The organism is Pseudomonas sp. TJI-51, from assembly GCF_000190455.2.
Taxonomy (GTDB): domain Bacteria; phylum Pseudomonadota; class Gammaproteobacteria; order Pseudomonadales; family Pseudomonadaceae; genus Aquipseudomonas; species Aquipseudomonas juntendi.
Genome location: NZ_AEWE02000060.1, coordinates 19,753 through 33,212, shown reverse-complemented (window position 1 = coordinate 33,212; position 13,460 = coordinate 19,753). Strand labels below are relative to the sequence as shown.

Genomic DNA, 13,460 nt, shown 5'->3' with positions numbered 1-13,460 from the left:
GGGGGGGGGGGGGCCCCCCAGCCACTGGCGGCGACCCTGGCCGGGGCTTGCTCGCTGAACATCGAATGCCAGCAGAGCCGCATCGACTTCCGTCTGCAAACCCGCTACGTCGACGAGCAGGCCACCGACCTCGACGACGCCCTGGCACGCATCGCCAGGTACACCGCCGAAGGCCAGGCAATCTCCATCGCCCTGCACGGCAACGCCGCGGAAATCCTGCCCGAACTGGTCAAGCGCGGCGTGCGCCCGGACATGGTCACCGACCAGACCAGCGCCCACGACCCACTCAACGGTTACCTGCCCGCCGGCTGGACCTGGGAACAGTACCGCGACCGCGCGCAGACCGAACCTGCGGCAGTGGTCAAGGCCGCCAAGCAGTCGATGGCCGTGCACGTGCAGGCCATGCTCGACTTCCAGAAGCAGGGCGTCCCGACGTTCGACTACGGCAACAACATCCGCCAGATGGCCAAGGAAGAAGGCGTAGCGAACGCCTTCGACTTCCCAGGTTTCGTACCCGCTTACATCCGCCCGTTGTTCTGCCGCGGCGTTGGCCCGTTCCGCTGGGCGGCGCTGTCCGGTGAGGCCGACGACATCTACAAGACCGACGCCAAGGTCAAGGAGCTGATCCCCGACGACGCCCACCTGCACCGCTGGCTGGACATGGCCCGCGAGCGCATCAGCTTCCAGGGCTTGCCGGCGCGTATCTGCTGGGTTGGCCTGGGCCTGCGTGCCAAGCTGGGCCTGGCGTTCAACGAAATGGTCCGCAGCGGCGAGCTGTCGGCGCCGGTAGTGATTGGCCGCGACCACCTGGACTCCGGGTCGGTGGCCAGTCCCAACCGCGAAACCGAAGCCATGCGCGACGGCTCGGACGCTGTCTCCGACTGGCCGCTGCTCAACGCCTTGCTCAATACCGCAGGCGGCGCCACCTGGGTCTCGCTGCACCACGGTGGCGGCGTGGGCATGGGCTTCTCGCAGCACTCGGGCATGGTCATCGTTTGCGACGGTACCGATGAAGCCGCCGAGCGTATCGCCCGCGTGCTGACCAACGACCCGGGGACCGGTGTCATGCGCCACGCCGATGCCGGCTACGACATCGCCATCGACTGCGCCAGGGAGCAGGGCCTGGACCTGCCGATGATCACGGGCTGACCCCCGGCTTTGGCTCGCACCCCGCCAGGGGTGATACTGAACAACAAGAAGGAGCGCACAGGCACCACAGACGGGCCTGTGGCTCCAAGCGACTGGAGTAGCAACGTGACCGAATTGACCCTCAAGCCAGGCACCCTGACCCTGGCCCAGCTGCGCGCCATTCACGCCGCGCCCGTGCGCTTGCAGCTGGATGCCAGCGCCGCGCCCGCCATTGACGCCAGTGTGGCCTGCGTTGAGCAGATCATTGCCGAAGACCGCACCGCCTACGGTATCAACACCGGCTTTGGCCTGCTGGCGTCGACCCGTATCGCCAGCCACGACCTGGAAAACCTGCAACGCTCGCTGGTGCTGTCCCACGCTGCCGGTGTCGGTGCGCCGCTGGATGACGAGCTGGTGCGGCTGATCATGGTGCTGAAGATCAACAGCCTCAGCCGCGGGTTCTCCGGCATTCGCCGCAAGGTCATCGACGCGCTGATCGCCCTGGTCAATGCCGAAGTCTACCCGCACATCCCGCTGAAAGGGTCGGTCGGGGCTTCCGGTGACCTCGCCCCCTTGGCGCATATGTCGCTGGTGCTGCTGGGCGAAGGCAAGGCACGCTACAAGGGCCAGTGGCTGTCAGCGACCGAAGCCTTGGCGGTGGCCGGCCTCGAGCCATTGACCCTGGCCGCCAAGGAGGGCCTGGCCCTGCTCAACGGCACGCAGGCTTCCACCGCCTATGCGCTGCGCGGCCTGTTCCAGAGTGAAGACCTGTACGCCGCCGCCATTGCCTGCGGTGGCCTGAGCGTCGAAGCCGCGCTGGGTTCGCGTTCGCCATTCGATGCGCGTATCCACGAAGTGCGGGGCCAGCGTGGCCAGATCGACACCGCGGCGTGCTTCCGCGACCTGTTGGGCGACGCCAGCGAAGTGTCGCTGTCGCACAAGAACTGCGACAAGGTGCAGGACCCGTATTCGTTGCGCTGCCAGCCGCAGGTCATGGGTGCGTGCCTGACCCAGTTGCGCCAGGCCGCCGAAGTGCTAGCGGTCGAAGCCAACGCCGTATCCGACAACCCGCTGGTGTTCGCTGCCGAAGGGGACGTGATTTCCGGCGGCAACTTCCACGCCGAGCCGGTGGCCATGGCCGCCGACAACATTGCCCTGGCCATCGCCGAAATCGGCTCGCTCAGCGAGCGCCGCATCTCGCTGATGATGGACAAGCACATGTCCCAGCTGCCGCCGTTCCTGGTGGAAAACGGCGGGGTCAACTCCGGTTTCATGATTGCCCAGGTGACCGCTGCTGCGCTGGCCAGCGAGAACAAGGCCCTGTCCCACCCGCACAGCGTCGACAGCCTGCCCACCTCGGCGAACCAGGAAGACCACGTTTCGATGGCCCCGGCTGCCGGCAAGCGCCTGTGGGAAATGGCCGAGAATACCCGAGGCGTCCTGGCCATCGAATGGCTGGGTGCCTGCCAGGGCCTCGACCTGCGCAAAGGCCTGAAGACCTCCACCAAGCTGGAGCAGGCGCGCCAGGCACTGCGCAGCGAAGTGCCGCACTACGACCGTGACCGTTTCTTTGCGCCAGACATCGAGAAGGCCGTGGAACTGCTGGCCAAGGGGAGCCTGACCGGTTTGTTGCCGGCCGGTGTGCTGCCAAGTCTGTAATGCCCCTGGGGCCGCCAGGCGGCCCACTCGCCGGCAAGCCGGCTCCCACAGTGAGGGGGCTGGCTTGCCGGCGATCTGGCTGCAAGGCAGCCCCCTCTCGACCTCACGACCACAAAAACAATTCAAGGACGTGACATGCAACAAGCTCAAGGTCTCAAGCGTGGGCTAAGCGCCCGCCACATCCGTTTCATGGCCCTCGGCTCGGCCATCGGCACCGGGCTGTTCTATGGCTCTGCCTCGGCCATCCAGATGGCCGGCCCGGCCGTGTTGCTGGCCTACCTGATCGGCGGCGCTGCCGTGTTCATGGTCATGCGCGCCCTCGGCGAAATGGCCGTGCACAACCCGGTGGCCGGCTCGTTCGGCCACTACGCCACCACCTACCTCGGCCCCATGGCCGGCTTCATCCTCGGCTGGACCTACGCCTTCGAGATGGTCATCGTCGCCATTGCCGACGTGACCGCCTTCGGCATCTACATGGGGTTCTGGTTCCCCGAGGTCGCCCGCTGGATCTGGGTGCTGGGCATCGTGCTCCTGATTGGCGGCCTGAACCTGTGCAACGTCAAGGTCTTTGGCGAAATGGAGTTCTGGCTGTCGTTGCTCAAGGTCGGCGCCATCGTGGCGATGATCCTCGCCGGCCTGGGCATCATGGCCTTCGGCTTCAGCCAGGTGGGCAGCGGGCATGCCGTTGGCGTGAGCAACCTGTTCGACCATGGCGGCTTCATGCCCAATGGCGTCGGTGGCCTGATCGCCTCGTTCGCCGTGGTGATGTTCGCCTTTGGCGGCATCGAGATCATCGGTGTCACGGCCGGTGAGGCCAAAGACCCACAGCGCGTGATCCCCAAGGCGATCAACGCGGTGCCGCTGCGCATCCTGCTGTTCTATGTGCTCACCTTGTTCGTGCTGATGTGCCTGTACCCATGGCCGCAGATCGGTAGCCAGGGCAGCCCGTTCGTGCAGATCTTCAGCAACCTGGGTATCGGTTCGGCGGCCGCGGTGCTGAACGTGGTGGTGATCTCGGCGGCGATTTCGGCCATCAACAGCGACATCTTCGGTGCCGGCCGCATGATGTATGGCCTGGCCCAGCAAGGCCATGCGCCGCGCGGCTTCAGCAAGTTGTCCAGGCACGGCGTGCCGTGGATGACCGTGGTCGTGATGGGGGCGGCACTGCTGGTGGGCGTGCTGCTCAACTACCTTATCCCCGAGAACGTGTTCCTGCTGATCGCCTCGATCGCCACCTTCGCCACCGTCTGGGTGTGGCTGATGATCCTGGTTACCCAGGTGGCCATGCGCCGGAGCCTGCGCCGTGAAGAGGTCGCCCAGCTGAAGTTCCCGGTACCGTTCTGGCCCTATGGCCCGGCCATGGCCATTGCCTTCATGGTGTTCATCTTTGGCGTGCTCGGTTACTTCCCGGACACCCAGGCGGCGTTGGTCGTCGGGGTGGTCTGGGTGGTGTTCCTGGTGGCGTCCTACCTGCTGTGGTGCAAGCCGCGGGCAGGGCAGGGCCAGCCAGTTGCAGAGCCGGCCGAGCTACACCGCTAGTACAGGAGATTGTGCATGAGAACCCTCTGGCAGCACTGCCATGCGGCAACCATGGCCGAAGGCCGCTATTCGCTTATCGAAGATGCGGCCATCGTCACCCACGCCGGGCTGATCGAATGGATCGGCCCGCGGGCCGGGCTGGGCCCGGTCGAGGCCGAGCGCACGGTGGACCTGGGCGGCGCCTGGGTCACCCCCGGGCTGATCGATTGCCATACCCACGCGGTATTCGGTGGCAACCGCAGTGGCGAGTTCGAACAGCGCCTGCAAGGCGTCAGCTATGCCGAAATCGCCGCCCAGGGCGGGGGCATTGCCAGCACCGTGCGGGCCACCCGTGCGGCCAGCGAGGATGAGCTGTTCGCCAGTGCGCGCCAGCGGGTTCAAGCCTTGATGCGCGACGGCGTGACAACCCTCGAGGTCAAGTCCGGCTACGGCCTGGACCTGGCCAACGAACGCAAGATGCTGCGCGTGGCCAGGCGGCTGGCGGATGCCCTGCCACTGACGGTGCGGGCCACCTGCCTGGCTGCCCACGCCTTGCCACCGGAATACGCCGGCCGGGCGGACGACTACATCACGCACATCTGCGACGAACTGCTGCCAAGCCTGGTCGGCGAAGGCCTGGTGGACGCAGTGGACGCCTTCTGCGAGCACCTGGCGTTCACCCCGGCCCAGGTCGAGCGGGTGTTCATCAAGGCGCGGGCGTTGGGGGTGCCGGTCAAGCTGCACGCCGAACAGTTGTCTTCGCTACACGGCTCCAGCCTGGCTGCGCGTTACCAGGCGCTGTCGGCCGACCACCTGGAATTCATGACTGAAGAAGACGCCATCGCCATGGCCAAGGCGGGCACGGTCGCGGTGCTGCTGCCGGGCGCTTTCTATTTTTTGCGCGAAACCCAACTGCCGCCGATGGACGCCTTGCGCCGCCATGGGGTGAAGATCGCCCTTGCCAGCGACCTCAACCCGGGTACCTCGCCCGGGTTGTCGCTGCGGTTGATGCTGAACATGGGCTGCACGTGCTTCCGTATGACGCCGGAAGAAGCCCTGGCCGGCGTCACGGTGCATGCCGCCACCGCGCTGGGCCTGGGTGACAGCCACGGCTCGCTGGAAGTTGGCAAGGTGGCCGATTTCGTCGCCTGGCAGGTCGAGCGCCCCGCCGACCTGGCGTACTGGCTCGGCGGCGACCTGCCCAAGCGCGTGGTGCGCAGTGGCCATGAAATTACCAATTGAGGGAGGCTAGATGGACAAGGTATTGAGTTTCCACCAAGGGCATTTGCCGTTGCTGATCAGCATGCCCCACGCCGGCCTCAAGCTCACCCCGGCCGTGGACCAGGGCCTGGTCGACCAAGCGCGCAGCCTGCCCGACACGGATTGGCACATACCACGTCTTTACGACTTTGCCCGGGAACTGGGGGCCAGCGTGGTCGCCGCGCAGTATTCGCGGTTCGTCATCGACTTGAACCGCCCGGCTGACGACAAACCGTTATATGCCGGTGCTACAACCGGCTTGTATCCGGCCACGCTGTTCGATGGCGTGCCTTTGTTCAAGCAGGGGCTGGAGCCCACTGCCGAAGCGCGCGAGGCCTGCCTGGCGACGATCTGGCAGCCTTATCACCAAACGATCCGCAACGAGCTGGCGCGCCTGCGGGAAATCCACGGCTACGCGCTGCTGTGGGATGCCCACTCGATTCGTTCGCTGATCCCGCACCTGTTCGATGGCAGGCTGCCGGACTTCAACCTGGGCACGTTCAATGGCGCCAGTTGCGACCCGGACCTGGCCGAGCGGCTGGTGCAGGTGTGCAGCCAAGCCCAGGGTTACAGCCATGTGCTTAACGGGCGTTTCAAAGGCGGCCACATCACCCGGCATTACGGCGACCCGGCGCATGACATCCATGCCGTACAGCTGGAGCTGGCGCAAAGCACCTACATGGAAGAGCAGGAGCCGTTTACCTACCGCGAAGACCGCGCCCAGCCGACGCGCGAGGTGTTGAAGGCGTTGCTCCAGGCCGCATTGGCGTGGGGCCGGGAGCATTACGGCAAGTAATGAGCGGCGCGCCGTCGCGTGGGTTGGCTCAGCTATTACCCACGAAGGTGAGGGTGAGTTCGCGCAGCAGCGCCAGCTCTTCCTGCTGCTTGTCCTCCCAAAGGCCCTGCTGCAGAGCGACTTCCTCGTGCAGCGGGTGCTCGCTGCCGGACAGCTCCAGTACCCGCTGGCGGTAACGGGCCTCTATCTGCGCGAAGCGCGGCGCATGTTCGCCGCGCAGGCGCTGGGCCCAGCTGCTATTGGCCAGCAGGTAATCGATGAACACTTCACTGTGTTCGCTCTGGCGCACGCTTTCCAGTACCCGCGACAGCTCGCCACGGGCCAGGTTTGCGGCCCCGCGAAAACGCATGCTGTCGGCGATCGGCAGGTCCAGCTCCCTGGCCAGCTCGCGACGGTAGGCCAGGCGCACCGAGACCAGGTCGCCCGAACCGGTGCGCGTGGCGGCAAGCTTTTCCAGCTGGTCCACGCGGAACAGCCGTAACAGGCGCTGGTGCAGGCTGTGCAGGGTATCGCCAGCGTCGATCAGCAGGCGGTTGGCCATGAGGTACAGTTCGATGTTGTTGAACTCCTGAAGTGCGCCGTCGTGGCACGTCTGCGAGCCCGTCTCTGGGTCGGGCAGCGCCGCTGCGGCAATGCTTTCCATGATCGGCCGTTCATCCTGGTTGGCTGCGGCTGCCACCAGCATCAGGCGCACCCGCGCACAGAAGTCGCCCCGGGTGGTAGGGTCGACGAACGGCGCGGCATTGTGCAAACGGCCTGCTAGCCGCAACAGGTCGCTGCCCTCCAGCTGTTGCCAGCAGCTGCGCAAGGCTTCGTTCTGAGCCTCGTCACCCAGCAGCCAGTCTTCGAGCCTGGGGGTGTCGTCGCCCTGCAACGGGAAGTGCGGATGGTCGAGCGAGCCTTCACTGGACGAGTTGACCAGCATCAGGTTGTCTGGAATGTCCAGGGCGAACGAGTAACTGCGCTGGCTATCCGAGTAGGCCCGCACGCGCAGGATGGTGGCGTCGGGCAAGGGGTTGTCGAACAACGAAATCGACGAAATCGGCATGGCGTTGTTCAGGTTGGAGAGGATGTGCTCGGGCAGTTGGGTGATGTTGTTCGAGCTGAGGTCCAGCAACTCCAGGGGTAGCAGCGCGTCGCACCAGTCTGGCCACGCGTGCAGGTTCATGTTGGTCAGTTCGAGGGACGTCAGGTTGGCGGACAACCGCGCAGGCACCTGGGTGATGTTGCCGACCCGGTTGCCAGACAGGTCGAGCGAGGTCAGGTGCTCAAGCTCGGCAAAGGTTTCCAGCATGGCCTGGTCGACCTCCAGGCCCATGTTGCGAAACTCCAGGTAGGTCAGGCGCGGCAGGCGCGGCAAGGCCGATGCCAGTGCAGGCGTAGCACCTTGGTGAGCATCGATGGTCAGGCGGGTGATGTTCGGAAAGCGGGCAAGCAGTTCGCTGAGTTGTGCTGAGGTGCCACTGAGGCGGGTCAGGGTCATGGCATGCACACGCTCGCCGAAGAACGCCGGGAGGCGACGCGGGAAGTGTTCGATGGCAACGTCCTCCAGTTGCAGGCGAAGGTATTGCTGGCCCTGCTCCTGGCGCTCCCAGAATGCGTTTATCGCTGCTGCCATACGCTGCCGGTCGGTCAGGGCCGCCTGGGTCAACGGGTTGCTCGAACTCGAGGCATGGACCCAGCCATCGATCGCATCGCGCATGAGTTGCCGCTCGCTGCGGAGGCGTTCCAGCCGTTGGTTCAGCGCCGGGGGCTGATCCACGGTGACCTGGGCGGTTTCCGGGCGTTCGTTCAGCAGCAGGCGTTGCAGGTGCGTTTCATTGATGGGGTTGCCTTGCAGCGAAATCACCGGCGCGCGTTGCAGCGGCGTTTCCCCCAGCAGGAACGCGGGCAGTGACGTCAGGTTGTTGTCCTGTAACGACAGGTGCCCGATACGGCTCAGGGTTTCGCTGTCGATACCGGTGGGCCATTGGCTCAGTTGCATCCGGTTCAAGCCCAGGTAATCCAGGGTAAACCAGTGGAAGCTGGCCCTGTCGATGCCTTGCTGCAGCCGGTTGCCACTGAGGTCCAGATGGGCAAGCCGTGCATGGCCTGCCAGCTCGCCAAGGTGGCTGTTGCTGAACGCCAGGTTCTGGTTGGTCATGGCCAGCCTGCGCAGGTTCGGCAGGGTCGAGGCAATGGTCGGCACGCTGGGCAGCAGTAGCGAGGGGGTTGCCCTGGGGTTGTACGGCCTGCTGATTTCCAGTGCTTCCAGCCCGGGCATCAGCCGCAGCAAGCGTTGCATCAGCCGCTCGCTCTGGCCCCAACCTGCCAGGGTGCCGCTTGGCAGGTCGAGCAGGTGCAGGCTGCGCACGCGGCGGTAGAAGAAATCGGGCAGGGTCAGCGGGATGTCGGTCAGCGGTACGCCTTGCACGCGCAGCTCGGCACCGAGCGCGGCATCATCCTCCAGGGCGGTGTCGTACCAGTGCTGCATGATCGCTTCACGCAGGGTGTCATAGGTGCGGGCCGCCTGGTCGGAGGCCGGTGAAATGGCTTCGCTCCAGTCGTCCAGGCTGCGTTGCAAGGCGTTGCGTTGCTCCATCAGCGTGGTCAGGTATTCGAGGATCTGCAGCCGGCTGCGGCCGTTGGCGGCAAGCGACATCAGCACCTGCTCGGCCGGCCTGCCGGTGCGTTCCGGAATGCCGGTGGCCCTCAGCGTGCTCAGCAGGTGCTGGCGCATGCTGCCCTGGCTTTGGTCATCACCGCTGCTCAAACGGTAGCCAACGCGGCCATCGGCAAAGCGCATCGGCGAGCGATAGCCGGGCCGGGGCGGTTGCATGCCCAACGCATCGCGTAAGGCCGGGCGGGGTAACAACGGGCTCTGTTGCAGCAGGTGCTGAAGGGCCTCGCCGCTGGTGACGCCCAGGCCTTGCATGGCGTCGGGCAAGGCTGCATGCAGCGCGCTGAAGAGCTGCGGGTAGCGACGCACCACCGCCCCGGGCTCGCCCTGCGCGTGAACGATGTAGCCGGCTGGCGAGTGGGTGATGGTCGCCCAGGGGCTGCTGCCCTGCGCGCCGATGGCATGGTCCTGGTCGGGCCAGTGACTGCGCTGCAACAGGCGCAGCCGCGTGTCTGCTGGCCAGCCCGGCAGGTGGGGCAGGGTTTGCATGATCAGCCGGTCGCTGTCCCAGCTTTGCGCGCCGGCCAGGTACAGGCCCTCATAAGCGCGGGCAAGGCGCACGTGTTGTTGGTAGGCGCGTATTTCCTCGGCCAGGTGCAGGGGCACCTTGCCGGCACCAAGGGCTTGCAGGTCAATGGCACTTGCGTTGCGCACCAGCTCATCGATGATCGGCGCTGGCAGGCTGGGGTAGACCCGGCGGATCACCTCGCCGTTGGCCGGCAGGGGGCTAGCGATGCGCGCGTACGCCGTGGTGAACGCTGCAGGCCAGGCGCTTTGGTCTGGCAGCTGGCGGATGTGGGCATCCAGCTTGAACCGCTGCAGGGTGTCTTCCAGCAGTGCGGGCAGCCGCCGGTTGTGGGCCAGGCAGTGGCGCAGCGTGTCTTCGTGGATATCGCAGACGTGCAGGATTCGCTGCAACGTCGCTTCATCGAAAGACCCGCTCAGGTGCCCCAGGCGGCGCAGCAGGCGTGCGCCGTCCCAGCTTTGCGGCTGCTCGGACTCCAGCAACCATGCCCCTGCACCATTGTGCAGCGCTTTGGGCTGGTAGCCTGCCGGGCGGGTCGGGTGTTCAAGGCGGTAACCCGTGGCAGCGGGGGTCACCGAGTAGACCCGGTTTTCCACGGGCAGCCAGGTTTTGCCGCCGTAGTGAAGCAGGCCGGATTCGTCTGGCTCCAGCCCACCCGGCAATACCCGGTCGTGGGCAAAGGGCGCCAGGTCCGCATGCCACAGGCGGCGCTCGCCGTCGGCCAGGTCGATTGGCTGCAGTTCTTCGATGAATGATGGCGTCTCCACGGGGATCCGCTCGACCACCGGCGTAGCCTGCCCCCCGCCGGCTGCCGCGAGCGCGGCCATGATGGCGACGTTGTCGATCACGTCCATCAAGTAGTCGAATGCCTGCTGGCGATCACCGTCAAGCCAGCTGTCGATGCCCTCGAACGTTTCATTGGCCAGCTGCAGGGCCGTTACCCCAAGCATCGCGGCGCCAAGCGGGGGGATGAACAGGGCGGCAACGTTCAGGCTGACGAAGGCCAGGGCCTTGAAGTAGTCAAGGTGGCGTTGCGCGGTCTTGCCGTTTTGCATGGCTGTCGGCACCGCATGGAACAGCCCGTCATCCCTCAGCCGCTTCTGCCGCTGGCAGGCCAGCTCGTCCAGGCACGGGCGGGTGAAGGGCTGCACGTGCAGACGCACCTGCGCGTTGGCGATGCGCTCCAGGAAGTGGCGCTTGTGCCGATCGGGTAGCAGGCGCTGGCATTCCGGGCGGCGGAAGGCAGGCAGCTGTTCACGCAGGAACGCTTCGGCATCGGCCCTGCTGGCGTGCTGGGTCAACGGCTCGGGCATGCCGGGCAGGTAAAGCACCACCCAGCCCGCATACGGGTACACTGGCCCTGGTGGGAATCGGCCGGCGCCCACCGGCCGGCGTGCGTCGAGGCCAATCGCCATGGCCCCGGTCAGCGGAACATGCAGCAACTCGATGCCCGCACACAGGACCGGGCGGCCATCGTGCTCAACCTTTGGCTCAGTGGCGAGCTTGAGCAAGGTTGCATGGAGGGCCGTGTCGATCCGGCCCAGCAGGCAGGCGTAGTGAACCTGCAACTCGAATGTGGAGCGCTCGGCAGCCTTGAACACGCCGGCAATGGCCGGCGCGTTGGGCTGCTCGCCCGGTGGGTCGAGCGCGTCGAGCAGCCGTTGATACTTGCCGCCGATATCCAGCTCGCGTGCCAGGGCCGCGAACGCTTCCGCGACGATGGGCAGTGGCACCGCCTGGGAGGCCAGGCCAACGTCGTTGCTATCGAGAATGGCCGAGGCGTGGCCGCCGGCGCGCAAGCCGTCCGGCTGGGCCTCGAAGGCCTCGAAGTTCTGCAAGGCACAATGCAGCAGGGGTTGGGTTGCCAGCTTCAGCGCGCGGGACGAAGTGACGAAAGGATCGCCGCCAGGGCTGGAGAGCGCCTCGGTAAGGGCGGCCGCCCTGTTCAGGTTCATCAGGTAGGTACGCTCGACATCGAGTGTGGTGCCCAAGCGCTGGCTGACCGCGGTGGACAGCAGCTCGGTGGCATAGCGCTGCAGGTCAGGCAGGGTTGCCAGGAGGGCACTCAGGTTCGCTTCGGCTTGCACGTGTTGGCCATAGGTTTGCACCAGGGCCTTGGCCACCGTTGGGTGTGCCAGGCATGCGCGTTCCAGCCTGGGGTCGCGCTGGCTGGCCGCCTGACGCAGCTGGCGGCGCTGCTCTGGCCGGGCGTCGACCACCCAGGCGGGTAGCTTGCTGCTGACCAACTGGTGGTAGAAGTCGGGCTCGCAGGCTGCAGGTTTGGTGGCGTCGATCATGGGGAGTCTCACTTCGAGGGTGTTCCCCGATGCTAGGGAGGCTCGCCTGCGCCCTGCACATAAGATGATCTCGCTTAGGTACATGCTCTAAGCGCAATTCAGGTTTATGATGGCCAACGGCCGAATATATCCTCACACGGAGTGCGCGATGCAGACCCTCTACCCGCAGATCAAACCCTACGCCCGGCACGATCTGGCCGTGGAAGCGCCGCATGTGTTGTATGTCGACGAAAGCGGCTCGCCGGAAGGTTTGCCCGTGGTGTTCATCCACGGTGGCCCTGGCGCTGGTTGCGACGCCCAGAGCCGCTGCTATTTTGACCCCAACCTGTATCGCATCATCACCTTCGACCAGCGCGGCTGTGGCCGCTCCACGCCCCATGCCAGCCTGGAGAACAACACCACGTGGCACCTGGTCAAAGACATGGAGCGTATCCGCGAGCACCTGGGTATCGATAAATGGGTGCTGTTCGGTGGCTCGTGGGGCTCCACCCTGGCCCTGGCTTACGCCCAGACCCACCCCGAGCGGGTGCATGGCCTGATCCTGCGCGGCATATTCCTGTGCCGGCCCCAGGAAATCCAGTGGTTCTACCAGGAGGGCGCCAGTCGCCTGTTCCCCGACTACTGGCAGGACTACATTGCGCCGATCCCCGCGCAGGAGCGTGGAGACCTGGTGGCGGCCTTCCACAAGCGCCTTACCGGCAATGACCAGATCGCCCAGATGCACGCCGCCAAGGCCTGGTCCACCTGGGAAGGTCGCACCGCCACCCTGCGCCCCAATCCGCTGGTGGTCGACCGCTTCTCCGAGCCGCAGCGGGCCCTGTCGATTGCCCGTATCGAATGTCACTTCTTCATGAACAACGCGTTCCTCGAGCCGGACCAGCTGATCCGCGACCTGCCGAAAATCGCCCATTTGCCGGCAGTGATCGTGCACGGCCGCTACGATGTGATCTGCCCGCTGGACAACGCCTGGGCCCTGCACCAGGCCTGGCCGAACAGCGAGCTGAAGGTGATCCGTGACGCTGGCCATGCGGCCTCCGAGCCTGGCATTACCGATGCACTGGTCCGTGCCGCCGACCAAATGGCACGCCGCTTGCTCGACCTGCCGCTGGAAGAAGCATGAGGGGCCTGCTGCAACGGGTGCGTGGGGCGCGGGTAGAAGTCGCGGGCGAGGTGGTGGGTGCCATCGACCAGGGGTTGCTGGTGCTGGTTGCCGTAGAGCCTGAAGATTCCCGCGAGCACGCCGATAAGCTTTTGCACAAGCTGTTGAACTACCGGGTGTTCAGCGACGAGCAGGGCAAGATGAACAAGTCGCTCAAGGATGTGGGCGGCGGCTTGCTGCTGGTGTCGCAGTTCACCTTGGCGGCAGACACCCGCAACGGCCTGCGCCCGAGCTTCTCGACGGCTGCGCCGCCGGCGCTCGGGGCCGAATTGTTCGACTATCTTTTGCAGCAGGCCAACAGCCAATACGCCCCTGTGGCCAGCGGCCGATTTGGCGCAGATATGCAGGTGCACTTGGTAAATGATGGCCCCGTGACATTTATGTTACAAATTTGAGGTCAATAAACCCCTTGTTCACAGGAAAACAAGGGGTTTTGTACGATAAATAGTTGTTCCAGC

Annotated in this window: 7 protein-coding genes and 1 pseudogene; 7 read left to right on the top strand and 1 reads right to left on the bottom strand. The window is 65.5% G+C overall.

Going from position 1 to position 13,460, the window contains the following annotated elements; genetic code table 11:
• From hutU to hutG, 5 genes and pseudogenes are all read left to right on the top strand, one after another.
• Window positions 1-1,149: pseudogene (gene hutU / locus G1E_RS13870) on the top strand (urocanate hydratase); the annotation flags it as partial.
• Between the two features lie 105 nt (window positions 1,150-1,254).
• Entirely contained in the window at window positions 1,255-2,787 is a 1,533-nt protein-coding gene (gene hutH / locus G1E_RS13865; protein ID WP_047149885.1) for a histidine ammonia-lyase, read from the top strand.
• Between the two features lie 135 nt (window positions 2,788-2,922).
• On the top strand, window positions 2,923-4,326 hold the full coding sequence (locus tag G1E_RS13860; RefSeq protein ID WP_009684274.1) for an amino acid permease: 1,404 nt from the start codon (window positions 2,923-2,925) through the stop codon (window positions 4,324-4,326).
• A 15-nt stretch (window positions 4,327-4,341) separates the two neighbouring features.
• Window positions 4,342-5,547, top strand: a complete 1,206-nt coding sequence (gene hutI, locus G1E_RS13855; protein ID WP_029885411.1) for an imidazolonepropionase — start codon at window positions 4,342-4,344, stop codon at window positions 5,545-5,547.
• A 10-nt stretch (window positions 5,548-5,557) separates the two neighbouring features.
• Window positions 5,558-6,361 carry an N-formylglutamate deformylase gene (gene hutG, locus G1E_RS13850; protein WP_009684271.1) on the top strand — a complete coding sequence of 268 codons (804 nt, stop codon included), beginning with the start codon at window positions 5,558-5,560 and terminating at the stop codon, window positions 6,359-6,361.
• A 28-nt stretch (window positions 6,362-6,389) separates the two neighbouring features.
• Here the strand turns inward: hutG and G1E_RS13845 are convergent, their stop codons facing one another.
• Window positions 6,390-11,843, bottom strand: coding sequence for a dermonecrotic toxin domain-containing protein (locus tag G1E_RS13845; protein ID WP_084728208.1), 5,454 nt, complete (start codon window positions 11,841-11,843; stop codon window positions 6,390-6,392).
• Between the two features lie 148 nt (window positions 11,844-11,991).
• Here G1E_RS13845 and pip point away from each other — a divergent pair, with 148 nt between their 5' ends.
• Window positions 11,992-12,963: a prolyl aminopeptidase gene (pip, locus tag G1E_RS13840; RefSeq protein ID WP_009684268.1), complete on the top strand. Its 972-nt coding sequence runs from the start codon at window positions 11,992-11,994 to the stop codon at window positions 12,961-12,963.
• A complete protein-coding gene (gene dtd / locus G1E_RS13835; RefSeq protein ID WP_009684267.1) occupies window positions 12,960-13,397 on the top strand; it encodes a D-aminoacyl-tRNA deacylase in 438 nt (145 codons plus the stop codon). Before pip ends, dtd begins: the two co-directional genes overlap by 4 nt.
• Window positions 13,398-13,460 lie beyond the last annotated feature (63 nt).